This is a genomic window from Pseudonocardia sp. (assembly GCF_035305885.1).
Lineage (GTDB): Bacteria > Actinomycetota > Actinomycetes > Mycobacteriales > Pseudonocardiaceae > Pseudonocardia.
This window is the reverse complement of record NZ_DATGOP010000033.1, coordinates 26,971-49,921: the sequence shown is the minus strand read 5'-3', so window position 1 is coordinate 49,921 and position 22,951 is coordinate 26,971. Positions and strand designations below refer to the sequence as shown.

Annotated in this window: 27 protein-coding genes; 20 read left to right on the top strand and 7 right to left on the bottom strand. The window is 74.3% G+C overall.

The annotated features are described in order from the left end of the window. Positions 1–43 precede the first annotated feature (43 nt). The 8 genes from dapE (at position 44) to VKZ81_RS06340 (ending at position 5,331) form a co-directional block, all read left to right on the top strand. The gene (gene dapE, locus VKZ81_RS06375; RefSeq protein WP_324240480.1) at positions 44–1,105 is read left to right on the top strand and encodes a succinyl-diaminopimelate desuccinylase; all 1,062 of its coding nucleotides are present in this window, start codon (positions 44–46) and stop codon (positions 1,103–1,105) included. A gap of 26 nt (positions 1,106–1,131) precedes the next feature. After that, positions 1,132–1,911 (top strand): LOG family protein, encoded by a 780-nt coding sequence (locus tag VKZ81_RS06370; protein ID WP_324240479.1) that lies wholly within the window; start codon positions 1,132–1,134, stop codon positions 1,909–1,911. Then, the gene (locus tag VKZ81_RS06365; protein WP_324240478.1) at positions 1,908–2,462 is read left to right on the top strand and encodes an LOG family protein; all 555 of its coding nucleotides are present in this window, start codon (positions 1,908–1,910) and stop codon (positions 2,460–2,462) included. Before VKZ81_RS06370 ends, VKZ81_RS06365 begins: the two co-directional genes overlap by 4 nt. A 198-nt stretch (positions 2,463–2,660) precedes the next feature. Continuing rightward, the gene (locus VKZ81_RS06360; protein ID WP_324240477.1) at positions 2,661–3,590 is read left to right on the top strand and encodes a glucosyl-3-phosphoglycerate synthase; all 930 of its coding nucleotides are present in this window, start codon (positions 2,661–2,663) and stop codon (positions 3,588–3,590) included. Positions 3,591–3,617: 27 nt separating this feature from the next. Next, positions 3,618–3,965, top strand: coding sequence for a DivIVA domain-containing protein (locus VKZ81_RS06355; RefSeq protein WP_324240476.1), 348 nt, complete (start codon positions 3,618–3,620; stop codon positions 3,963–3,965). Further along, positions 3,965–4,426, top strand: a complete 462-nt coding sequence (locus tag VKZ81_RS06350) for an SRPBCC family protein (protein ID WP_324240475.1) — start codon at positions 3,965–3,967, stop codon at positions 4,424–4,426. Before VKZ81_RS06355 ends, VKZ81_RS06350 begins: the two co-directional genes overlap by 1 nt. After that, on the top strand, positions 4,423–4,995 hold the full coding sequence (locus tag VKZ81_RS06345) for a DNA-3-methyladenine glycosylase I (RefSeq protein WP_324240474.1): 573 nt from the start codon (positions 4,423–4,425) through the stop codon (positions 4,993–4,995). The genes VKZ81_RS06350 and VKZ81_RS06345 overlap by 4 nt, the downstream gene beginning before the upstream one ends. 168 nt (positions 4,996–5,163) lie before the next feature. Beyond that, positions 5,164–5,331: a DUF3117 domain-containing protein gene (locus VKZ81_RS06340; protein WP_084211001.1), complete on the top strand. Its 168-nt coding sequence runs from the start codon at positions 5,164–5,166 to the stop codon at positions 5,329–5,331. 94 nt (positions 5,332–5,425) lie between these two features. Here VKZ81_RS06340 and VKZ81_RS06335 read toward each other — a convergent pair whose 3' ends face one another. Beyond that, the gene (locus VKZ81_RS06335) at positions 5,426–5,614 is read right to left on the bottom strand and encodes a hypothetical protein (protein ID WP_324240473.1); all 189 of its coding nucleotides are present in this window, start codon (positions 5,612–5,614) and stop codon (positions 5,426–5,428) included. A 74-nt stretch (positions 5,615–5,688) separates the two neighbouring features. Between VKZ81_RS06335 and VKZ81_RS06330 the strand changes: the two genes are divergently transcribed. Further along, positions 5,689–6,249, top strand: coding sequence for a CGNR zinc finger domain-containing protein (locus VKZ81_RS06330; protein ID WP_324240472.1), 561 nt, complete (start codon positions 5,689–5,691; stop codon positions 6,247–6,249). Here the strand turns inward: VKZ81_RS06330 and glgA are convergent. Beyond that, a complete protein-coding gene (gene glgA, locus VKZ81_RS06325; RefSeq protein ID WP_324240471.1) occupies positions 6,225–7,388 on the bottom strand; it encodes a glycogen synthase in 1,164 nt (387 codons plus the stop codon). The two genes, VKZ81_RS06330 and glgA, sit on opposite strands and share 25 nt — an antisense overlap. A 145-nt stretch (positions 7,389–7,533) precedes the next feature. Between glgA and glgC the strand changes: the two genes are divergently transcribed. Next, entirely contained in the window at positions 7,534–8,784 is a 1,251-nt protein-coding gene (gene glgC / locus VKZ81_RS06320; RefSeq protein ID WP_324240470.1) for a glucose-1-phosphate adenylyltransferase, read from the top strand. Here the strand turns inward: glgC and arsM are convergent, their stop codons facing one another. Beyond that, the gene (gene arsM, locus VKZ81_RS06315) at positions 8,785–9,546 is read right to left on the bottom strand and encodes an arsenite methyltransferase (RefSeq protein ID WP_324240469.1); all 762 of its coding nucleotides are present in this window, start codon (positions 9,544–9,546) and stop codon (positions 8,785–8,787) included. Positions 9,547–9,619: 73 nt separating this feature from the next. Here arsM and VKZ81_RS06310 point away from each other — a divergent pair, with 73 nt between their 5' ends. Next, a complete protein-coding gene (locus VKZ81_RS06310; protein WP_324240468.1) occupies positions 9,620–9,982 on the top strand; it encodes an ArsR/SmtB family transcription factor in 363 nt (120 codons plus the stop codon). A 7-nt stretch (positions 9,983–9,989) separates the two neighbouring features. Here VKZ81_RS06310 and VKZ81_RS06305 read toward each other — a convergent pair whose 3' ends face one another. Next, positions 9,990–10,640 carry an O-methyltransferase gene (locus VKZ81_RS06305; protein WP_324240467.1) on the bottom strand — a complete coding sequence of 217 codons (651 nt, stop codon included), beginning with the start codon at positions 10,638–10,640 and terminating at the stop codon, positions 9,990–9,992. Positions 10,641–10,825: 185 nt separating this feature from the next. Between VKZ81_RS06305 and sigE the strand changes: the two genes are divergently transcribed. The 4 genes from sigE (at position 10,826) to tatB (ending at position 14,152) form a co-directional block, all read left to right on the top strand. After that, positions 10,826–11,431, top strand: a complete 606-nt coding sequence (gene sigE, locus VKZ81_RS06300) for an RNA polymerase sigma factor SigE (protein WP_324240466.1) — start codon at positions 10,826–10,828, stop codon at positions 11,429–11,431. After that, positions 11,428–12,081: an anti-sigma factor family protein gene (locus tag VKZ81_RS06295; protein ID WP_324240465.1), complete on the top strand. Its 654-nt coding sequence runs from the start codon at positions 11,428–11,430 to the stop codon at positions 12,079–12,081. Before sigE ends, VKZ81_RS06295 begins: the two co-directional genes overlap by 4 nt. Before the next feature lie 76 nt (positions 12,082–12,157). Further along, positions 12,158–13,756: a S1C family serine protease gene (locus tag VKZ81_RS06290; RefSeq protein WP_324240464.1), complete on the top strand. Its 1,599-nt coding sequence runs from the start codon at positions 12,158–12,160 to the stop codon at positions 13,754–13,756. 9 nt (positions 13,757–13,765) lie between these two features. Further along, positions 13,766–14,152: a Sec-independent protein translocase protein TatB gene (gene tatB, locus VKZ81_RS06285; RefSeq protein WP_324240463.1), complete on the top strand. Its 387-nt coding sequence runs from the start codon at positions 13,766–13,768 to the stop codon at positions 14,150–14,152. Positions 14,153–14,159: 7 nt separating this feature from the next. Here tatB and VKZ81_RS06280 read toward each other — a convergent pair whose 3' ends face one another. After that, on the bottom strand, positions 14,160–15,554 hold the full coding sequence (locus VKZ81_RS06280) for an amidase (protein WP_324240462.1): 1,395 nt from the start codon (positions 15,552–15,554) through the stop codon (positions 14,160–14,162). Beyond that, positions 15,551–16,417 (bottom strand): D-2-hydroxyacid dehydrogenase, encoded by an 867-nt coding sequence (locus VKZ81_RS06275; RefSeq protein WP_324240493.1) that lies wholly within the window; start codon positions 16,415–16,417, stop codon positions 15,551–15,553. Before VKZ81_RS06275 ends, VKZ81_RS06280 begins: the two co-directional genes overlap by 4 nt. A 204-nt stretch (positions 16,418–16,621) precedes the next feature. Here VKZ81_RS06275 and VKZ81_RS06270 point away from each other — a divergent pair, with 204 nt between their 5' ends. The 5 genes from VKZ81_RS06270 (at position 16,622) to VKZ81_RS06250 (ending at position 20,843) form a co-directional block, all read left to right on the top strand. Then, positions 16,622–17,116 (top strand): DUF3830 family protein, encoded by a 495-nt coding sequence (locus VKZ81_RS06270; RefSeq protein WP_324240461.1) that lies wholly within the window; start codon positions 16,622–16,624, stop codon positions 17,114–17,116. Positions 17,117–17,122: 6 nt separating this feature from the next. Beyond that, positions 17,123–17,890, top strand: coding sequence for a maleate cis-trans isomerase family protein (locus VKZ81_RS06265; RefSeq protein ID WP_324240460.1), 768 nt, complete (start codon positions 17,123–17,125; stop codon positions 17,888–17,890). Next, complete coding sequence (locus VKZ81_RS06260) at positions 17,887–18,600, top strand: maleate cis-trans isomerase family protein (RefSeq protein ID WP_324240459.1); 714 nt, start codon at positions 17,887–17,889, stop codon at positions 18,598–18,600. Before VKZ81_RS06265 ends, VKZ81_RS06260 begins: the two co-directional genes overlap by 4 nt. Before the next feature lie 88 nt (positions 18,601–18,688). Further along, positions 18,689–19,372: a GntR family transcriptional regulator gene (locus tag VKZ81_RS06255; protein ID WP_324240492.1), complete on the top strand. Its 684-nt coding sequence runs from the start codon at positions 18,689–18,691 to the stop codon at positions 19,370–19,372. Positions 19,373–19,595: 223 nt separating this feature from the next. Next, a complete protein-coding gene (locus tag VKZ81_RS06250; protein ID WP_324240458.1) occupies positions 19,596–20,843 on the top strand; it encodes an aspartate aminotransferase family protein in 1,248 nt (415 codons plus the stop codon). 884 nt (positions 20,844–21,727) lie between these two features. Here the strand turns inward: VKZ81_RS06250 and VKZ81_RS06245 are convergent. Beyond that, positions 21,728–22,876, bottom strand: coding sequence for an Mrp/NBP35 family ATP-binding protein (locus VKZ81_RS06245; RefSeq protein ID WP_324240457.1), 1,149 nt, complete (start codon positions 22,874–22,876; stop codon positions 21,728–21,730). Positions 22,877–22,951 lie beyond the last annotated feature (75 nt).

The following is a 22,951-nucleotide window of genomic DNA, read 5'->3' as shown; positions in this document are numbered from 1 at the left end:
CCCGGCGCCGGACGGGGGCGGACCCGCGCAGTAGCGTCGGGGCGTGCGTTCGCTCGACCTCGCCGGTGACCCCGTCGACCTCTGCGCCGCCCTGGTCGACGTCCCCAGCGTCTCGGGGGAGGAGGGCACGCTCGCCACCGCGCTCGAGACCGCGCTGCGCGAGCAGGCCCCGCACCTGCGCGTCGTGCGGTCCGGCGACGCCGTGCTCGCGCGCACCGAGTTGGGCCGGGACAAGCGGGTGCTGCTCGCCGGGCACATCGACACCGTGCCGATCGCGGACAACGTCCCGAGCAGGCGCGACGGCGGCCTGCTCTACGGATGCGGCACGTCGGACATGAAGGCGGGCGACGCGGTCTTCGCCCACCTCGCCGCCGCGCTGCCCGATCCGCGCCACGACCTCACCTTCGTCTTCTACGACTGCGAGGAGGTCGAGGCGGACCGCAACGGCCTCGGGCGGATCGAGCGCGAGCACCGCGACTGGCTCTCCGCCGACCTCGCGATCCTCGGCGAGCCGACGAACGGGGCCGTGGAGGCGGGCTGCCAGGGCACGCTGCGGGTCGAGGTCGTGGTCCGCGGGAGGCGGGCCCACTCGGCGCGCTCGTGGCTCGGGGACAACGCCGTGCACAAGGCGGAGGCCGTGCTGCACCGGCTCGCGACGTACCGGGCGCGGGAGGTCGTGATCGACGGCTGCCGCTACCGCGAGGGCCTGCAGGCGGTGCGGATCGCGGGCGGGGTGGCGGGCAACGTCGTGCCCGACGAGTGCGTGGTCACGGTGAACTTCCGGTTCGCGCCCGACCGGGACGCGGCCGCGGCCGAGGCGCACGTCCGCGAGGTGTTCGACGGCTTCGAGGTCACCCTCACCGACCTCGCGCCCGGCGCGCTGCCCGGCCTCGGCGAGCCCGCGGCGCAGGAGTTCCTCGCCGCGACGGGCGTCGAGCCCACCGCCAAGCTCGGCTGGACGGACGTGGCGCGGTTCGCCGCGCTGGGCATCCCGGCGCTCAACTACGGCCCCGGCGACCCGAACCTCGCCCACACCCGCGACGAGCACGTGGACCCGCGCCGGATCGTCGAGGCGGTGGACGTCCTCCGCCGTTTCCTTTCCTGAAACCGGCTCTCATTACCCTTGCGCTCATGAGCGAGGACGGGGCCCGGCTCCCCGAGGACAGGCAACCCCCCGAGAAGCTGCGGGGCCCGGTCGTGCTGCGCCGGGAACGGCGCATCGAGGCCACGACCACCGACCAGCGGTTGCTCGACTCGCGCGGGCCGAGCGACTGGGTGCACACCGACCCGTGGCGGGTCATGCGCATCCAGGCCGAGTTCGTCGAGGGCTTCGGCATGCTCGCGGAGCTGCCGCGCGCGGTCGCGGTGTTCGGTTCGGCGCGCACGCCGCGCGACCACGCCGAGTACGAGCTGGGCCGGGCGCTCGGCGCGGCGCTGGCGGAGGCGGGGTTCGCGGTGGTCACCGGCGGTGGACCCGGCACGATGGAGGCGGCCAACCGGGGCTGCAACGAGGCGGGTGGGCTGTCGGTCGGCCTCGGCATCGAGCTGCCGTTCGAGCAGGGCCTCAACCGGTGGGTCGACCTGGGCATCAACTTCCGCTACTTCTTCGCCCGCAAGACCATGTTCGTGAAGTACTCGCAGGCCTTCGTGTGCCTGCCGGGCGGCTTCGGCACGCTGGACGAGCTGTTCGAGGCGCTCACGCTCGTGCAGACGAAGAAGGTCACCAAGTTCCCGGTGGTGCTGCTGGGCAGCGAGTACTGGGGCGGGCTCTACGACTGGATCGCGAACACCGTCCTGTCCGCCGGCAAGATCGGCGAGAAGGACCTCGCGCTGCTCCACCTCACCGACGACGTCGACGACGCGGTGAAGATCGTGCAGGAGGCCTGGCGGGCCTGGGAGGAGGCGCATTGAAGCCGCTGTCGGTCTGCGTGTACTGCGGGTCGATCGAGGGGCTCCCCGAGTCCTACCTGCGCCTCGCGGCCGACGTCGGCGGCCAGATCGCCGCCCGCGGCTGGCAGCTCGTGTCCGGCGGGGGCAGGGCGGCGATGATGGGCGCGCTCGGCGCGGCGGCCCGCGCGGGCGGTGCCCGCACCGTCGGCGTCATCCCGCAGGCCCTCGTCGAGCGGGAGTGGGCCGACCACGAATCCGACGAGCTGCTGGTCGTCGACACGATGCGCGAGCGCAAGGCGCTCATGGAGGCGCACGCCGACGCGTTCCTCGCCCTGCCCGGCGGCGTCGGGACCTGCGAGGAGCTGTTCGAGGTGTGGACGGCGGGCTACCTGGGCATGCACCGCAAGCCCGTGGTGGTGCTCGACCCCGACGGGCACTACGCCGGCCTGCTGGAGTGGGTGCGCGGGCTCGCCGAGCGCGGGTTCGTGCGCCCCGAGGCCATCGAGCGGCTCGTGGTGGCCACCGACGTGGCCGAGGCCCTCGACGCCTGCGCCAAGCCCGTGGACTCCTGACGTGCGCCGTCGCGCCCGCACGAGTCCGGGAAGGCGCGACCTCGACGACAAGACCGACAACCCCGAAGCGGGCGCGCGCGTGCCCGCGCGGGTACCCGTGACCCGGAACGCGACGGTGCCGCCGGCCTTCCCGAGCCGACATGCCGTATCCGCCCGCCCGCACGTGGTGCGTGCGCCCTCCCGCGAAGGAGTGATGCAGTGGACCCGGTCATCGAGGAGTGGTTCGCCCGGCGGACGTGGCAGGAACCGTCCTGGACCGTCGAGGAGCTGGTCGCCGCGAAGCGCGGGCGGCGCGTGTCGGTCGTGCTGCCCGCGCTCGACGAGGAGGCGACCGTCGGGGCGATCGTGGCCGCGATCGCCCCCCTGACCCGCGGCCCCGCCCCGCTCGTCGACGAGCTGGTCGTCGTCGACTCGGGGTCGACCGACCGCACGGTGGAGGTCGCCGCGGCCGCCGGGGCGCGGGTGGTGCTGCGCACCGACGTGCTGCCGGAGCTGCCGCCCGTGCCCGGCAAGGGCGAGGTGCTGTGGCGCTCGCTCGCGGCCACCAGCGGCGACCTGATCTGCTACCTCGACTCCGACCTGGTCGACTTCGACCCCGGCTTCGTGCCCGCGCTGCTCGGCCCGCTGCTCACCGAGCGCGGCGTGGCGCTGGTGAAGGGCTTCTACCGCCGCCCGCTGCGCCTGGAGACCACCGAGGCCGACACCGGCGGCGGGCGCGTCACGGAGCTGCTCGTGCGCCCGCTGCTCGCCGCGCTGCGCCCCGAGCTCGCGGGGATCGTGCAGCCGCTCGGCGGTGAGTACGCCGGCACGCGGGAGCTCTTCGAGTCGGTGCCGTTCGCGCCCGGGTACGGCGTGGAGATCGGGCTGCTGCTCGACACCTACGCCCGGCTCGGCCTGGAGGGGCTGGCCCAGGTCAACCTCGGGGTGCGCAAGCACCGCAACCGGTCGCTGCTGCAGCTCGGCGTGATGGCCCGCCAGATCCTCGCCGCCGCGCTCGCCCGCTGCGACGTGCCGGACGCCGGCGGCGACCTCACCCAGTTCGTGCAGGTCGAGGGGGAGTGGCTGCCGTCGTCCCACCCGGTGGGCGTGGCCGACCGCCCGCCGATCCGACAGGTGCTCGTGCGTTGATCTCGTTCCCGTGATGGGATCGGCGGGGTGGGGACCGCGCTGATCTACCTACTCGTCGTTGCGGCGGTCGGGGCCGCGCTGTTCGGGCTGGCCGCGATCCTCTTCGGGCGCGGTGAGGAACTGGCGCCCCTGCCGCCCGGTGCCACGCCCACCCGGCTGCCCGCCGGCGAGATCGACGGCGACGACGTGCGGGAGCTGCGCTTCCAGCAGACCCTGCGCGGCTACCGCATGGACGAGGTGGACTGGGTGCTCGACCGGCTCGCCGAGCAGCTCGACCGGGCGGGTGCGCAGCGGGACGGCCTGCTGGCGAGGGTGGCCGAGCTGGAGTCGGCCCTCGCGTCCGCCGCGCCGGGGGCCCGGTCGGACGGCGACTGATGGCCCGCGCCGAGTTCAGCGTGCCCGTCGAGGTGGCCGCGCCCGCCGAGCACGTGTGGCGCACCGTCACCGACTGGGGGCACCAGGGCGAGTGGATGCTCGCCACCCGCGTCCGGGTGATCGGCGGGGGCGACGGCAGGCGGCTCGGCGCGACGCTGGAGGCGGTCACCGGGGCGGGCCCGCTCGGCGTGACCGACCGGATGGAGATCGTCGAGTGGACCCCGCCGCGCCGCTGTGTGGTTCGTCACCTGGGGCGGGTGGTGCGCGGGGAGGGTGTGTTCGAGGTGCTCCCGCTGGGGGCGGAGCGGGCGCGGTTCGTGTGGACCGAGCTGCTCGACCTCCCGCTCGGCCGGCTGGGCGCGCTGGGCTGGCCGCTCGTGCGGCCCGCGTTCCGCGCGGGCGTGGAGCTGTCGCTGCGCCGCTTCAAGCGTCGGTGCGAGGCGGTATACCCCTCACCGTGACCGAACCCGCCCCCGACGGCCGTCCCCGCTGCGGCTGGGCCGGCTCCGCGCCGGAGTACATCGCCTACCACGACGAGGAGTGGGGGCGCCCGTTGCGCGGCGTCACCGCGATGTTCGAGCGGCTGGCCCTGGAGGGCTTCCAGTCCGGGCTGTCGTGGCTCGTCATCCTCCGCAAGCGGCCGGCGTTCCGCGCCGCCTTCTGCGGCTTCGACCCGGCGGCGGTCGCCGCGTTCGACGACTCCGACGTGCAGCGGCTGCTCGCCGATCCCGGGATCGTGCGCAACCGGGCGAAGATCGAGGCGACGATCCACAACGCGCGGTGCGTGCTGGAGCTGGACCAGCCGCTCGACGAGCTGCTCTGGTCGTTCGCCCCCGACCCCGCCGCGCGCACGCGGCCCGCCACGCTCGCCGACGTGCCGGCCACGAGCCCGGAGTCGGTGGCGATGGCGCGCGCCCTCAAACGGCGGGGCATGCGCTTCGTGGGGCCAACCACGTGTTATGCCTTGATGCAGGCGGCCGGGCTGGTCGACGACCACGTCGCCGACTGCTGGCGCGCGGCGACGAGTTGACTGCGGAGGGTGAACGACTCGGCCGGTTGATCGCTCCGGTTGCACCACCGTCGGCCGGATGAGGAAAGATGTTCCCAGCATCCTCGCCGCGCGCTACGCCCGCGCCGCGGCAACGAGATCCGCGATGCCAACGGCTCTGGCCACTAACGACGACGGAGGAGGCAGGAGATGGCGGCGATGAAGCCCCGGACCGGTGATGGTCCCCTGGAGGTGACCAAGGAGGGTCGGGGCATCGTGATGCGCGTCCCCCTTGAGGGTGGCGGCCGCCTGGTCGTCGAGATGTCGGCGGAGGAAGCCAGCGACCTCGGCGACGCTCTCAAGGCCGCCTCTGGCTGAGCGCGCACACGACCGGTTCCGATCCACGCGGCACCGGCGGGCGGTGGGTGCCGCCCGCCGGTGCCGTTCGTCTCTTCGTGTGCCGGGCCCCGGATCAGCGGGTGCTCTCCGCGGGCTCGCGCACGCTCTCGGCCCGCGTGCCGTCCGCCGGGCCGAGCGTCACGAGCTCGATCGAGACGTCCCCGCAGATGCACCGGCGATAGCGCACCCACCCCTCCGAGGTGCGGTGCGTCGACAGCACCGCCGCCTCGTCGCTGGGCCAACCGCACCGCGTGCACCGCATGCCCGCGTCTCCCCTCGGTAATAGGCGTAGATGTTTGGGAGCTTACCGGGCGGGGCTGTGGTAGTAATAGGCCAATGGACTTCATCGGTTACCGCAGCGACGCGCTCGGGGCCGCCGTCGACCTGGTGAACGCGGTCATCGAAGACCCCGACGGCCGGGCGCCCGACCAGCTGCGGGGCGTGCTGGTCGCGCACTCCTACCAGGCGATCGGCGCACCGGACAGCGTCGAGCCGGCGCTGCGGGCGTGGAGCCGACGGCTGCGCACCGTGTTCGACGCCACGACCGACGACGAGGCGGCGGCCGCGGTCAACGCCCTGCTCGCCGACGTCCGGATCGAGCCGCACCTCACCAACCACGACGGGCGCGGCTGGCACCTGCACTACACGCCGCCGGAGGCGGGCCTCGTCGACCGGATCCGCGCCACCACCGCGTTCGCGCTCGCGATGCTCGTGTCCGAGTACGGCGTGACCCGCCACGGGCGCTGTGCCGCCGAGGGCTGCGCGAAGGTGTTCGCCGACACCTCCCGCAACGCGGCGCGCCGCTACTGCTCGTCCGCGTGCGCCAACCGCTCCGCGGTGGCCGCGCACCGCGCCCGGATCAGGGCGCGCGCTCAGGCCGGGACGAGCGCCCGGTAGATCTCCACGGTCCGCGCGGCGGCCTGCTGCCAGCTGAACTCCCGCTCGGCCCTGGCCCGGCCCGCCTCACCCATCGCCGCGGCCCGGGCGGGGTCGGCGAGCAGCGTGTTGACCGCCTCGGCGAGCGCCGCCCGGAACCCGTCCACGTCGTGCTCGTCGTAGTGGGCGAGCAGCCCCGTCTCGCCGTCGGCGACGACCTCCGGGATGCCGCCGACGTCGGAGGCCACCACCGCGGTGCCGCAGGCCATCGCCTCGAGGTTGACGATGCCGAGCGGCTCGTAGACCGACGGGCAGACGAACACGGTGGCGGCGGAGAGGATCTGGCGCACGGCGGTGGTGGGCAGCATGCCGCGGATCCACACCACGCCGGAGCGGGCCGCGCTGAGCTCGGCGACCGCGGACTCGGTCTCCGCCGCGATCTGCGGGGTGTCGGGCGCGCCCGCGCACAGGACGATCTGCGCGTCGGGGTCGATGTGGTGGGCCGCCGCGATCAGGTGCGCGAGCCCTTTCTGCCGGGTGATCCGCCCGACGAACACCACGCTCGGCCGGTCCGGGTCGATGCCCGCGTCGCGCACGGCGTCCCGCGCCGGGTCCGGGTGGTAGAAGGCGGTGTCGATGCCGTTGTGCACGACGTGGACGCGGGCCGGGTCCAGCGCCGGGTAGCAGTCCAGCACGTCGCGGCGCATGCCCTCGCTGACCGCGATCACGGCGTCGGCCGCCTCGTACGCGGTGCGCTCCACCCACGACGACAGCCGGTACCCGCCGCCGAGCTGCTCGGCCTTCCACGGCCTGCGCGGCTCCAGCGAGTGCGCGGTGACCACGTGCGGCACCCCGTGCAGCACCTTGGCCAGGTGCCCGGCCATGTTCGCGTACCAGGTGTGGGAGTGGACGAGATCGACCCCGCCGAGCGCGGCCACCATCGACAGGTCCGTGCCGAGCGTCTGCAGCGCCGGGTTCGCGTCGGCCAGCGACTCCGGCGGCCGGTGGGCGTAGGTGTTCGGGGCGTCGCGCGGTGCGCCGAAGCAGTGCACGTCGACGTCCACCAGCTCGCGCAGCGCGGGCGCCAGGTGCTCGACGTGGACGCCGGCCCCGCCGTAGACGTCCGGGGGGTACTCGCGGGTGAGCAGGCCGATGCGCACGGGCGAACGGTAGGGCATATCCGCGTGTCACGGGGCGTGCATCGGGTGTCACCCGGCGTTCCGCTGGCCCGGTGCGGTTTCGTGGCACTAGGGTCGGCCACGTGACGACGCTGCCGGTAGGGCCGGCCCGGATCGGGGCGACGCCATGACGGGGGCTCGGATCTCCCCGGCCTCGCCCCGCGCGCTGGGGGCCAACGTCCTCGGGATGGTGCTCGCGGGCGGTGAGGGCAAGCGGCTGTGGCCGCTGACCGCCGACCGCGCGAAGCCGGCCGTGCCGTTCGGCGGCAACTACCGCCTCATCGACTTCGTGCTGTCCAACCTGGTCAACGCCGGCCTGGACCGCATCTGCGTGCTCACCCAGTACAAGTCGCACTCGCTGGACCGCCACATCTCGACGACCTGGCGGCTGTCCAGCGTGCTGGGGCAGTACATCACCACGGTCCCGGCGCAGCAGCGGCTCGGCCGGCGCTGGTACACCGGCAGCGCCGATGCGATCTACCAGAGCCTCAACCTGGTCTACGACGAGCAGCCCGACTACATCGCGGTGTTCGGCGCCGACCACGTCTACCGGATGGACCCGGGCCAGATGATCGCCCGGCACATCGAGAGCGGCGCCGGGGTCACCGTCGCGGGCATCCGGGTGCCGCGGGCCGAGGCGAAGGCCTTCGGCGTGATCAACTCCGACCCGAACGGCCGGATCATCGAGTTCCTGGAGAAGCCGTCCGACCCGCCGTCGGTGCCCGGCGACCCGGACGTCACCTTCGCCTCGATGGGCAACTACATCTTCACCACCGAGGTCCTGCTCGAGGCTCTGCGGGCCGACGCCGAGGACGGCGACTCCGACCACGACATGGGCGGCGACATCATCCCCCGGCTGGTCGCGCAGGGCGACGCGGCCGTCTACGACTTCGCCGACAACGTGGTGCCCGGCGCCACCGACCGCGACGCCGGCTACTGGCGCGACGTCGGCACGATCGACGCCTACTACGAGGCCCACACCGACCTCGTCTCGGTGCACCCGATCTTCAACCTGTACAACCAGCGCTGGCCGATCCGCACCGGCACGCCCCCGCTGCCGCCCGCGAAGTTCGTGGAGGGCGGCATCGCGCAGGACTCGATCGTCGGCGCGGGCACGATCATCTCCGGCGCCATCGTGCGCCGCTCGGTGATCAGCCACAACGTGCGCGTCGAGGCCGGGGCGGAGGTGTCCGACTCGGTGGTGCTGCCCGGCACCGCGATCGGCCGCGGCGCCATCGTCCGCGGGGCGATCCTCGACAAGAACGTGGTGGTGCCCGACGGCGCGCTGGTCGGCGTCGACCTCGGGCTCGACCGCGCGCGCTACACGGTCAGCCAGGGCGGCGTCGTCGTGCTGGGCAAGGGCACCACCGCGCTCTGATCAGGGCTTGCGCGCCCGCACGATCGCCGCGGCGGCGTGGGTGTGCACCCGGTGCGTCGCGACGATCGCGACGTCGGAGAACCCGGCGTCGGCGAGCGCGCGCTCGTACTCCTGCCCGGTCAGCGACCCGGCCACGCAGCCGGTCCACTGCTGCACGTCGGCGCGGGTGGCGGCGTCCACGTCCGGGTCGGCCACCACGTCCGACACCGCGAACCGCCCGCCCGGGCGGAGCACGCGTGCCGCCTCGCGCAGCACGACCGACTTGTCGGCGGCGAGGTTGATCACGCAGTTGGAGATGATCACGTCGACGCTCGCGTCGGGCAGCGGGACGTCCTCGAGGTAGCCGTGCAGGAACTCGACGTTGTCCACGCCCGCCTTCGCGGCGTTGCGGCGGGCCAGCTCGAGCATCTCGTCGGTCATGTCCAGCCCGATCGCCCGGCCGCCGGGGGCGACCCGGCGCGCGGAGATCAGCACGTCGGCGCCCGCGCCCGAGCCGAGGTCGAGGACGACCTCGCCGGCGCGCAGGTCGGCCACCGCGGTGGGGACGCCGCAGCCCAGCGACGCCGCCACCGCCTCGGGGGGTGCTCCCACCGCCTCGGCGCCGTCGTAGAGCCCGCCGCCGAACACCGGCTGCGCGGCGCCGCCGGGTCCGCAGCAGCCCGCCGCCTCGCCGGCCGGGCGGGTGGCCGCGGCGGCGTAGCGGGCGCGCACCGCCTCGCGGATCCGGTCGGGGCGCTCCGGTGTGGTCGCCGCGTCGCTCACGGGGACCCCCTTGTCTCGATGGATGTCGAAACAGCAGCTTGCTCACCATTTCGATGGCCGTCAAGGTAGAGGGATGTCGAATCAGGGGTGGTCGACCGAGGGGTGCTGCGAGCCCCTGGTACGCGAGCCGCTGACGGCGGACCGGGCGGCCGGCCTCGCGCGGGTGTTCAAGGCGCTGGGCGACCCGGCCCGCCTGCGGCTGCTGTCGCTGATCGCCTCGCACGAGGGCGGAGAGGCGTGCGTGTGCGAGCTGTCCGGGGTGTTCGACCTGTCCGGGCCGACGATCTCCCACCACCTGAAGGTCCTGCGCGAGGCGGGCCTGATCGCGGGCGAACGGCGCGGCACCTGGATCTACTACCGGGTGCTGCCCGACGCGCTCGCCGGACTCGCGGGCGTCCTCGACACCGGTCGGGCGTCCGTGCCCGCCGGGCGCTGAGCGCCGGTCAGAGGGCGGGCTTCAGGGCCGCGAGCAGCCCGTCGCCCAGGGGGAGGAGCACCGGCACCAGGCGTTCGTCCTCGCGGACCAGGCGGCCGACCTCGCGCAGCGCCGCCGTGCTCGCGTCGGTCGCGTCCGGGTCCACCACCCCGGCCCCGAGCGCCCCGGCGAACACCACGATCCCGCCGTCGCGCAGCAGGCGCACGGCCTCCTCGAGGTAGCGGGGGTAGTCGACCGGCCCGGCGTCGACGAACACGAGGTCGTAGCCGCCGTCGGTGAGCCGGGGCAGCACCTCGAGCGCCAGCCCGTTGATGAGCCTCAGGTTCGCAGGGCCGTAGCCCGCGGCGAGGAACACGCTACGCGCGGCGCGCTGGTGCTCCGGATCGATGTCGATCGAGGTGAGGGTGCCGCCCGCGGCCATGCCGCGCAGCAGCCACAGCCCGCTCACACCGGTGCCGGTGCCGATCTCCACCACCGCCCGCGCGCCGATCGTGGCCGCGAGGAACCGCAGGCAGGCGCCCGCGTCGGGCCCGACGGGGACGCATCCGGAGTCGGCGGCGTAGGCACGCGCTTGCGCGAGCACGTCGTCCTCGGCGAGGTAGGATTCGACGTGGTCGCGCAGCGCCCACAGATCGGTGGCGGCGTCCGGCACCCACATGAAGCGGAAGGCTACTTGGCTCGTTCTATCAGGCTCCTCTCAGCCGGTTCTCACCCCCGTTTCACCGCGATCGGGCACCGTATGAGCAACGGTCGGGGCGTCGGCCGTGGGGTTCCGGGAACAGAACGGCCCCGGAGTTCGTTGACCACAGGGGCACGACCCGCCGCAGGAGGTGCGACCCGACGATGAGCGAAGGCTCCGCCACCCTGCCGAGCAGCGCGCTGCTGCCCGGTGAGGAGGCCGCCGGCTGGACCCCGCCCAGCTGGGACGACGTGGTGCGCGAGCACGCGGACCGGGTGTACCGCCTCGCCTACCGGCTCACCGGCAACCCGCACGACGCCGAGGACCTCACCCAGGAGACGTTCGTCCGGGTGTTCCGCTCGCTGGCGTCCTACAAGCCCGGCACGTTCGAGGGCTGGCTGCACCGCATCACCACGAACCTGTTCCTGGACATGGTGCGGCGCCGGTCCCGCATCCGCATGGAGGCGCTGCCCGAGGACACCGACCGGCTCCCCGGTAGCGGGCCCCAGCCGGAACAGGTGTTCTCCGACACCCACCTCGACCCGCAGCTGCAGGAAGCGCTCGACGAGCTGCCGCCGGAGTTCCGCGCGGCGGTCGTGCTCTGCGATGTCGAGGGCCTCTCCTACGAAGAGATCGGTGCCACACTCGGGGTGAAGCTGGGTACCGTGAGGAGCAGGATCCATCGCGGCCGCGCCGCCCTGCGCAACGCCCTGGAGCGCCGCAGGGGCGCGGCGGCGGACGGAGCGCAGCTGGAGGAGGTACGCGGGTGAGTTCTGGGCGTTGGCGCATCTCGGTGACCACCCCGGACTGGGGATCCGATCACCTGTCGTCAGACGCCATCGTCGCCTACGTCGACGACGAGCTCGCCCCCGGCCCGCACATGCGGGCCACCCGACATCTCGCCCAGTGCCCGGAGTGCGCCGCCCAGGTCGTGGCGCAGGGACAGGCCCGCGCCGCGCTGCGCACCGCGGACTGTCCGAGCATGCCGTCCTCCCTGCTGTCGAGCCTCCGCTCGATCCCGCAGGACACCGACCTCCCCGCCCCTCCGGCCGGCCTCTCGGTCACCCCGGAGGGGCAGTTCGTGTCGCTGCTGCGCCCCGAGGCTGCTCCCGGCCACACCGAGGCCCCGCAGGGGGACCGCCACCACCGCAGGATGTGGCTGGGCACCGGCGTGGCCGTCACCGGCCTCGCCGCGGGCGCCATCGCGTTCGCCGTGCCCGCTGCCGTGAGCGGCTCCGCGGCGCCCGCGCCCGGCGAGCCCGACACCGTCCAGCGCCCGGTCCTCGGCGGCACCACCCCGATCGACGCCCGCGTGCAGCTCGCGCCCGCGCAGCAGCCCGCGGCCGCCACCAGCGCGCCGCCGTCCGTGGCGCCCACGACGCCCCCACCGCCGCCCGTGGCAGGCGGAGAGCCCCGCTGAGCTACAGGGACTTCACCGCCGCTGAGGCACGCTGACGGGGTCCGGTCCGTACCGCAGTCCAGGAGTCCGCCGAGGGATGAGCGATCCCAACACCCCTGTCGAGCCGAGCTCGCAGGAGCGAGGAGACGGCGCCGAGGCCCCTGGCGAGGCCCCCACGGGCGAGGCCGCTTGGCAGCCCACCGCCGAGGCACCCACCGCGTCGCCCCCGCGCCTCGCGCCGCGCCCGCTGGAGCGCCCCGAGGTCGATCCCGAGGCCGCGGCGGTGTTCGGCCGCCCCGAGGGAATCGAGGGCGGGTTCGCCGCCCGCCGCAACGGCTCCGGCAGCACCGCGCAGCGCACCACGCTCGTCGCGCCGCCGCCCGCGGCGCTCGCGAGCGCTTTCGGCCGACCGGACCCGTCCGCGCCGTCGCTGCAGCGCCCGTCCGAGAACGGGTCCTCGGGCGGCTCGGGACCGGAGAAGTTCTGGACCGACGGCGCCGAACGCGACCCGTGGCGCGATCCGGAGAGCGTCGTCGCGCTGGGCCCCCCGCCGGGCTCGGACACCCCGGCGAGCCCGCCCGCGCTGGGCGAAGGCGCCCGGCTCAGCGTCCGCGAGGTCCTGTTCGGCCGCCGGGTCGAGCCGCGGGCCCTCGCGGCGCTCGCGGCGATCGCGCTGCTCATCGGCGCCGCGGGCGGCGTGGTCGGCCGTTACACGGCGGAGGGGGCAGCGGGCCTCACCGACCCGGACCCCACGATCACCCAGACCGTCCCCGGCCGGGAGCGCCCGCCCGGCTCGGTGGCCGACATCGCCGCCCGCACGGTGCCCGCCGTGGTCTCGTTCGAGATCCGCGTGGGCGACGAGGGCGGCACGGGTTCCGGCGTGGTCATCGACCCGTCCGGCTACGTCCTCACGAACAACCACGTGGTGGCGCCCGCCGCCGAGGTCACCGGCGCCCAGATCGAGGCGGTCTTCCACGACGGCACGCGCACGTCCGCCCAGATCGTGGGGCGGGACCCGAAGACCGACCTCGCCGTCGTGAAGGTGGAGGTCGCCAACCCGGTGGTGGCGACGTTCGGCTCGTCGGCCGGCCTCGTCGTCGGCGACGGGGTGATCGCGATCGGGTCCCCGCTCGGCCTGGTCGGCACGGTCACCGAGGGCATCGTCAGCGCGATCGACCGCCCGGTCCGGCTCGACGGGGCGGGCACCGACACCAACGCCGTGATCGACGCCATCCAGACCGACGCCGCGATCAACCCGGGCAACTCGGGCGGTCCGCTCGTCGACTCCACCGGCGCCGTGGTCGGCATCAACACGGCCATCCGCAGCATCGGCATGGGCGAGGGCGGCTCGATCGGCCTCGGCTTCGCCATCCCGATCGACGACGCCCGCCGCATCGCCGAGGAGCTCATCCGCACCGGGCGGGTCACCCACGCCGAGCTCGGCGTCAACGCCCGTTCCGTCACCGACGGCACCACCGACGGCGCCCAGGTGCAGAACGTGCAGCAGGGCGGGGCGGCCGAGGCCGCGGGCATCATCGAGGGCGACGTGATCGTCCGGGTGGGCGACCGCGCCATCGCGGGCGCCGACGAGCTGGTCGTGGCCGTGCGGGAGCGCAACCCCGGCGAGGTGGTGGAGGTCGAGCTGGTCCGCGAGGGCCGCCCGCTCACGGTGTCCGTGGTCCTGGCGTCGGATTAGGCTTGCACCATGTTCGACAGCGTCGGCTGGGGCGAGATCCTCGTGTTGATCGTGGCCGGCCTGTTCATCCTCGGGCCGGAGCGGCTCCCGGCCGCGGCGGCGTGGACGGGTCGGGCCATCCGGCAGGTCCGCGAGTACGCCACCGGCGCCCGCGAGCAGCTGCGCGGGGAGCTGGGCCCCGAGTTCGACGAGCTGCGCAAGCCGCTCGAGGAGCTGCGCGGGCTGCGCAACTTCAACCCGCGCACCGCCGTGGCGCGCACCCTCTTCGAGGACGACCCCAAGCCGAACGGCTACACCCCGCCCAAGCCGACGCCGCCGAAGCCGGTCACGCCGGCGCCGCAGCCCGAGCGGCTGGCCAAGAACGAGGTTCCGCCGGTCGACCCGGACGCCACCTGATCGGGGCTCAGGGGCGGCGGGTGTGCCAGTCCGTCGCCTGTTGGAACGCGTGCGCCGCGGCCAGCACCAGGTTGTCCGCGTGGCGCGGCCCGACGATCTGCAGGCCCACCGGGAGCCCCTCGGCGAACCCGCACGGCACGCTCGCAGCGGGCTGCTGGGTCATGTTGAACGGGTAGGTGAACGGCGTCCACGTCGTCCACCGCTCGTGCGGCCAGCCCGGGGGCACCTCGCGCCCCGCCTCGAACGCCGGGATCGGCAGCGTGGGCGTGAGCAGCAGGTCGAAGCGGCGGTGGAACTCGCCCATGAGCGTGCCGAGGTCGTTGCGCACGGCCATCGCGCTCAGGTAGTCCAGCGCCGAGTACCGGGCGCCCTGCTCGCAGATCGCGACGAGGCCGGGGTCCATCAGCGCGCGCTGCTGCGGCCCGAGGTGCTCGGTGGACTTCGCCGCGCCGCTGAACCACAGCGTCTCGAACGCCTCGATCGGGTCGGTGAAGCCCGGGTCGGCCTCCTCGACGTGCGCGCCGAGGTCGGCGAACACCCGCGCCGCCGCCTGGAACGCCGCGGCGACCTCCGGGTGCACGTCGACGTAGCCGAGCGTGGTGCTCACGGCGATGCGCAGCCCGGCCACCCCGCGGTCGAGCTCGGCCGCCGCCGGGCTCGCGGGTGCGAGCGCCCACGGGTCGCGCGGGTCGGCGCCGGAGATGACGTCGAGCAGCAGGGCCGCGTCGGCGGCGGTGCGCGTCATCGGGCCGACGTGGGCGAGGGTGCCGAACGGGCTCGGCGGGTAGTGCGGCACCCGGCCGTAGGTGGGCTTGAGCGCGGTGGTGCCGGTGAACCCGGCCGGGATGCGCACGGAGCCGCCGCCGTCGGTGCCGAGGGAGAGCGGGCCCATGCCGCACAGGACGGCCGCCGCGCTACCGCCCGACGAGCCGCCCGGGGTGCGCGTCGGGTCCCACGGGTTGCGGGTGACGCCGGTGAGCGGGTTGTCCGTCACACCCTTCCAGCCCAGCTCCGGCGTGGTGGTCTTGCCCAGCAGCACGGCGCCGTGCTCGCGCACCCGCGCGACGTGCGGCCCGTCGACCTCCCACGGCCCCGCCGGGTCCACGGTGCGCGAGCCGCGCAGCGTGGGCCAGCCCTTCGTGAGCAGGATGTCCTTGATCGAGATCGGCACGCCGTCGAGCGACCCGGCCGGCTCGCCCCGCCGCCAGCGCTCCTCCGACTCCTTGGCCGAGCTCAGCGCGGCATCGGCGTCGACGAGGCAGAACGCGTTGACCTGGGGGTCGTGTCGGCGGATCCGCTGCAGCGCCGCCTCGGTGGCCTCGATCGGCGACAGCTCGCCGGCGCGATAGGCCGCGATCAGCTCGGTGGCCGTCAGTTCGGCGGCAGCCAGGTCGGCGGTCACGTCCCACCTCCGGTCGTCACGTAGCCCAGGGTCTTGTCCACGACGTTGCGCAGGGGCTCGCCCGCCACGTACCGGGCGAGGTTGTCGCGGAACACCTCCACCAGCTGCTCGCGCCAGCCGATCAGGTCGCCCGACATGTGCGGCGAGACGATCACGCCCGGCAGCGTCCACAGCGGCGAGTCGGCGGGGAGCGGCTCGGTGGCGAAGACGTCGAGCGCCGCACCGGCGAGCCTGCCCTCCTGCAGCGCCGCGACGAGGTCGGGCTCGACGACGAGCGCCCCGCGGCCGACGTTGATCACCCGCGCCGTCGGCGGCAGCAGGGCGATCGTCTCCGCGTCGAGCATGCCCCTCGTCGCGTCGGTGAGCGGCGCGGCGAGCACGAGCCACTCCGCGCTGGGCAGGAGGCGGGGCAGGTCGCCGAACTCGCGGCGGCCGACCAGCGTGACGTCCATCCCCACGGCGCCCAGCAGTTCCGCGATCGCGCGGCCGATCGGGCCGCCGCCGACGACCACGACCCGCCGGCCGGTGACCGGCTCGGTCTCGCGGTGGCGCCACTCGCGGCGCGCCTGCGCGGCGAGCGTGCCGGGCAGGTCCTTGGCCATCGCGATCACCAGCCCGAGCACGTACTCGGCCATGGGGCGGTCGAACACGCCGCGGGAGTTGGTCAGCGTGACGTCCGACTCGAGCAGGCCGGGGAAGGTCAGCCGGTCGACGCCTGCGCTCGCCGTGTGCACCCACTTCAGCGAGTCGTCGACCGCGTGCCACGCCTCGCGCACGGCGTCGGAGAGGAAGTCCCACACGAGCAGGACCTCCGTGCCGGGGAGCGCCTCGGCCAGGGAGGGGGCGTCGCGCGCGAAGCGCATGCCGTCGAGCTCGAGGCCCGGCGGCCGATCGTCACCGTGCAGCACCGTGATCGTCGGAACGGCGCGCTGACCAGCGGAAACGGGCAATTCGGTGGGACCTTCCCGAGCGGGGGGAGAGGATTGACACGCTAGGAACCGCTCGTACTATTGTCAACAATCCGCGGCGCCGCGGAAATCTCCCCCTCTGACGCCGGGAGCGGTCCTATGTCGAAGTTCCTCCGCATCAGCCTCGCCCGCCGTGGCGTCTCCTGCGTGGCTGAGCTCCTGGAGAAGGAGGCACCGCGCACCGCCGCAGCGGTGTGGCGAGCCCTCGAGGCCGGCCCGCTGGCCGGCGACGCCCAGCACGCCAAGTACGCGCGCAACGAGGTCTACACGATGGTGCCCCGGTTCGCGCAGATCGGACAGGAGAACCCGACCGTCACGCCGATCCCCGGCGACGTCGTGCTGTTCGACTTCCCGGGCGGCGTGCTCGACACGGCCTTCAAGGCCGACCAGGGGATCGACCAGGAAGAGGGCGCCATCGACCTCGCGATCTTCTACGGTCGCAACAACCTGCTGATCAACGGGGACGTCGGCTGGGTGCCGGGCAACGTCTACGCCAAGATCACCGAGGGGCTGGACGCGATGGCCGAGGCGTGCCACGACGTCTGGCGCTCGGGCAGCGTGGGCGAACGCCTGGTGTACGAGCGGCTCGGGTAGCCCGCGATGCCGACCGAGCTCTCCGTCGGGCTCGCCGAGCCGGACCGCCAGCAGGGGATCGGGGTGGTCGCCCCGTTCGACTTCGCGCTGGACCGCGAGCTGTGGCGGTGGGTGCCCGAGGACGTGTCGCTCTACCTCACCCGTCTGCCGTTCTTCACCACGCCGGTCACCGTCGAGATGGCGGTGGCCTGCGGTGACCGCCGCGCCGTGCGGCGGGCCACCCGCGACGTGCTCACCCCGGAACCCGACGTCGTGATCTACGCGTGCACGTCCGGCAGCTTCGTGTCGGGTGCGGCGGGCGAGGAGGTGCTGCGCCGCACGATGGAGGACGCGGGCGCCCCGGTCGCGCGCACCACGTCGGGGGCCCTGATCGACGCGCTGAAGGTGCTCGGCGTGACGCGGTTGGCCATCGCCACCCCGTACGTCGAGCCGGTCACCCGCCGCCTGGTGGCCTTCCTCGCCGAGCACGGGATCACCACCGTGTCCAGCGAGGGCCTCGGCCTGCTCGGCAACATCTGGCGGGTCTCGTACTCGCAGGTGATCGAGGTCGTGCGCGCGGCCGACAACCCGGCGGCCGAGGCGCTGTTCATCAGCTGCACCAACGTGCCCACCTACGACCTCATCGAGCCGCTGGAGCAGGCGCTCGGCAAGCCGGTGCTCACCGCCAACCAGGTCACGATGTGGGCGGCGCTGCGGGCCATGGGCCGCGACGCCGTGGGCAGGGGCAGCCTGCTCGCCACCCAGAACAACCACCTCACCCCAGGAGCCGCATGACCTCGCCGACCGTCGGGATCCTCTACCCGGGCTACTCCGCCGAGGACGATTACCCCCTCGCGGAGTCGCTGCTGGGCGGCCCGCGGCTGCCGCTGGTGCACACCCTCATGCGCGAGGACGCCCACCGGGTGGACGCGCTGCTCGACATCGGCGGCGACGACGTGCTGGCCGAGGGGGTGCGCTCGTTCGACCGCCCGCTGGACGCCGTGATCTGGGCCTGCACGAGCGGCAGCTTCGTGTTCGGCTGGGACGGCGCGAAGGCGCAGGTGGAGTCGCTCGCCGCGGTGGCGGGGGTCCCGGCGTCGAGCACGTCGTTCGCGTTCGTCGACGCGTGCGCGCGGCTGGGCGTGAAGCGGGTGGCGGTGGGTGCCACCTACCCCGACGACGTCGCCGAACGGTTCGTCGAGTTCCTCGGGGTCGCCGGCATCGAGGTGCTCTCGCTCTCGGCCAAGGGGATCATCACCGCGGCCGAGGTCGGTACGCTGCCGCGGGAGACCGTGCTGGAGTTCGCGGCCGCCGTCGACCAGCCTGACGCGCAGGCCGTGCTCCTGCCCGACACGGCGCTGCACACCATCGGGTTGCTCGACGCGCTGGAGGAGCGCGTCGGCAAGCCGGTGCTGACGGCCAACCAGGTGAGCATCTGGCAGGGGCTGCGCCTGGCGGGCGCCGACGCCCCACGGCCCGGCCTCGGGGCGCTCTTCGCCGGCTGAGGAGGAGCGAGGACGAGTGACCGAGCACCGCAGGAGCAAGGGAGCAGGCCGACGGGCCCGCCCGTCGCCCGACGCGGAGCCCAGGCACGTGCACGCCGACCTCAGCGAGCTGGAGCCGGTCGAGCGGCGGTCGACGGCCGCCATCGTCGCGGACCGGATCCGCACCGCGATCATGCGCGGCACCTTCCCCCCGGGAGCACAGCTCGGCGAGGTCGAGCTCGCGGCCGCCCTCGGCGTGAGCCGCGGGCCGCTGCGGGAGGCGATGCAGCGGCTCGTGGCCGAGGGGCTGCTGCGCAGCGAACGGCACCGCGGCCTGTTCGTCCGCGACCTGGACGCGGCCGACGTGCGCGACGTCTACACCGCGCGCGCCGCGATCGAGCGGGCTGCGGGCCTGCTGCTCATCGCGGGCGACCGGGCGGCGGCGGCCGAGCGGCTCACCGCTGCGCTGGACCGGATGGAGGCCGCGGCCGACGACCCGGTCGCGCTCGCCGACGCCGACCACGCCTTCCACGCCGAGTTCGTGGCGGCGTCGGGCAGCCCGCGCCTGCGCCGGATGGCCGACACGCTGCTCGTGGAGACCCGGATGTGCCTCGCCGCGCTGCAGGAGACCCTGCCGCCGGCCGCGGCGCTGATCAGCGAGCACCGCGAGCTGCGCGACGCCGTGCGCGCCGGGGATCCCGAGCGGATGACGGCGGTGCTGGAGGCGCACATGGCCGACGCGGTGGACCGCATCCTCGCCCCGGAGCCGACGGCCCCGCCGGTGCCCGCCTGAGGTCACGCGGCGTCCCTCCCTCCCGCCCGCCGCAGCAGCTGCTGCGACCGACGGACGCGCTCCCGCCCTCGGGGAGTGGGGGACGCGCCGGAGGGGTACATCGAGGCCGCGCGTGAGCCGCACGACGCCGTGACCCGCGCCCGACCCCTTGCCGGACCGGGCCGTGCGTGCTTCCATCGACACGCGCGGATTGTCGACAATTAGACAAACTCGAGGAGTTGGAATGGCCCGTTTGTCCCCGGCGCTCAAGCAGGCGACCCCGGTGCAGGTCGCCCGAGGCGAGGGCGTCTACGTCTACGACCTCGACGGCCGCCGCTACCTCGACTTCACGGCCGGGATCGGGGTCACGAGCACCGGGCACTGCCACCCGCGGGTCGTCGCGGCGGCCCAGGAGCAGGTGGCCACGCTCATCCACGGCCAGTACACGACCGTGATGCACCAGCCGCTGCTGCGGCTGGCCGAGCGGCTGGGCGACGTGCTGCCCGCCGAGCTGAACAGCGTGTTCTTCATGAACTCCGGCAGCGAGGCCGTCGAGGCGTCCGTGCGGCTCGCTCGCCACGCCACCGGTCGCCCGCTGGTCGTCGCGTTCGACGGCGGCTTCCACGGCCGCACGATGGGCGCCGCCGCGCTCACCACGTCCGGGGCGAAGATCCGCGCCGGCATCGGCCCGCTGATGGGCGGGGTCGCGTTCGCGCCGTTCCCGTACGCGTTCCGGTACGGCTGGAGCGAGGACGAGGCGGTCGCCTTCTGCCTGCGCGAGCTGGACCGGCTGCTCATCACCGCCGCCCCCGCCGCCGACGTCGCCGCGTTCATCATCGAGCCGGTGCTGGGCGAGGGCGGCTACGTCCCCACCCCGCCCGCGTTCCTCACCGGCCTGCGCGAGCGGGCCGACGCGCACGGCATCCTGCTGATCGTCGACGAGGTCCAGACCGGCTTCGGGCGCACCGGGAAGTTCTGGGGCCACCAGCACACCGAGGGCGTCACCCCCGACATCCTCATCACGGCGAAGGGGCTCGCCAGCGGCTTCCCGCTCTCGGGCATCGCGGCCCGGGAGGAGCTCATGGCCAAGGCATGGCCGGGCTCGCAGGGCGGCACCTACGGCGGCAACGCGGTGGCCTGCGCGGCCGCGCTCGCCACGCTCGACGTCATCGAGTCGGAGGGGCTCGTCGCCAACGCCGCCGAGCAGGGCCTGCGCCTGCGCGACGCCCTGCAGAAGGTGGCGGCCGACAACCCGGGCATCGCCGACGTGCGCGGGCTCGGCCTCATGGTCGGCAGCGAGTTCTGCACCCCCGACGGCGCCCCGGACCCCGCGGCCGCCACGCGGGCCCACGCCGCCGCGGCGGAGAAGGGCCTGCTGCTTCTGACCTGCGGCGCGCACGGCAACGTCGTGCGGATGATCCCGCCGCTGATCGTCACCGCCGAGCAGATCGACGAGGCCGCGGCCATCTGGGCGGAGGCGGTCCGCGCCTGACCCCACCAGCGTGGCCGCCATGTGTGCTGGCGGCCACGCCACCGGGGTGCGGGCCCGACGCCGGCCTGCGCGCGGAGCACGGCTTCGCCGCGCTCGTCGCGGTTGGTCCGCCGGGGCGAGACCACGACCACGCTCCTGCTCGACACCGGCCTCTCGCCCGACGGGGTGGTGGACTCCGACCGGCTGGGCGTCGACCTGGCCGAGGCGCAGGGGGATCGTGCTCGAGCCACGGCCACGTCGACCACGCAGGCGGCCTCGCCGGGCTGTCCGCGCGGCTGCGGCGCGGCATGCCGATGGTGCTGCACCCCGCCGCGTGGACGCGCGAGGCGGCCGGCCCCGCCGAACGGTGAGGTCTTCGACCTGCCCACGCTCCAGCAGGCGCGCCCTTCGGGTGAAGGCTTCGAGGTGGTCGAACGGCGCGCGCCGTCGTTCCTGGTCGACGGGTGCGTGCTGATCACCGGAGAGGTCGACCGCACCACCGAGTTCGGGCGCGGGACGCCGCCCCCGCGCACCAGGCGTGGATCGGCTCGGGCTGGGAGCACGACCCGCTGGTCGTCGACGACCAGGCGCTCGTCGGGCACGTCCGCGACCGCAGGCTCGTGGTGCTCACCGGCTGCGGGCACGCGGGCGCGGTCGACACCGTCCGGCACGCAAGGCGGCGCACCGGCGTCGACCGGCTGCACGCGCTGCTGCGGCCTCGCGTTCGAGCCCGTGGTCTCCGCCGACGATCGCCGCGCTCACCGAGCTCGCCCCGGCGATGGTGGTGCCCGCGCACCGCACCGGCCGGCGGGCGCAGCACGCGCTCTCCACCGCGCTGCAAGACGCGTGGCTGCCCGGCAGCAGCGGCAGCACCTACCGCAGCGCCGCCTGAGACCGCCGCCCGGCTACCGGCGCACGGGGGAGATGTTCAGGCTCATCCCGGCGAGGCCGCGGGAGCGCACCGTGAGCTTCTCCGCCACCTCGCGCAGGGCCTTCGCCGAGGCGCTCTCCGGCTCCGCGAGGACGATCGGGGTGCCCGCGTCGCCGCACTCGCGCAGCCGCGGCTCCAGCGGCACCTGGCCGAGCAGCGGCACCGGGGCGCCGACGGCGCGGGACAGGGAGTCGGACACCGTCTGGCCGCCGCCCGAGCCGAACACCTCCATGCGGGTGCCGTCCGGCAGCTCCATCCACGACATGTTCTCCACCACGCCCGCGAGGCGCTGACGCGTCTGCAGCGCGATCGAGCCCGCCCGCTCGGCCACCTCGGCGGCCGCGGTCTGCGGGGTGGTGACCACCAGCAGCTCCGCGTTCGGCACCAGCTGCGCGGTGGAGATCGCGATGTCGCCGGTGCCCGGGGGCAGGTCGAGCAGCAGCACGTCCAGGTCGCCCCAGAAGACGTCGGCGAGGAACTGCTGCAGCGCCCGGTGCAGCATCGGGCCGCGCCACACGACCGCGTCGTTGCCCGGGGTGAACATCCCGATCGAGATGACCTTCACCCCGTGCGCCTGCGGCGGCATGATCATGTCGTCGACCTTGGTGGGCCGATCGGCCGTGCCGAGCATCCGCGGCACCGAGTGGCCGTAGATGTCGGCGTCCACCACGCCCACCTTCAGGCCCTTCGCCGCCATCGCCGCGGCCAGGTTGACCGTGACCGACGACTTGCCGACGCCGCCCTTGCCCGAGGCGACGCAGTAGACGCGGGTGAGCGAGCCCGGCTGCGCGAACGGGATCACCGGGTCGGCCGCGTCCCCGCGCAGGCTGCGCCGCAGCTCGTGGCGCTGCTCGTCGCTCATCACGTCGAGCTCGACGTCGACGCCCGTGACGCCCTCGACCTTGGAGACGGCTTCGGTGACCCGCGCGGTGATCGTCGACCGCATGGGACAGCCGGCGACCGTGAGGTAGACGCCGATGCGCGCGTGCCCGTCCGGCGAGACCTCGACCCCCTTGACCATCCCCAGGTCGGTGATCGGCTTGTGGATCTCGGGGTCGTCGACGGTGGCGAGCGCGGCGCGCACGGCCTGCTCGAGGGCGGTGGGGCTCTCGGTGGTGGACATCAGAGGTTCCGCTGGACCTTCCATCGACGGCGCGACGCTGCTGGACGCGGCTTGCGCGCCCTTCGGGGTCCACTG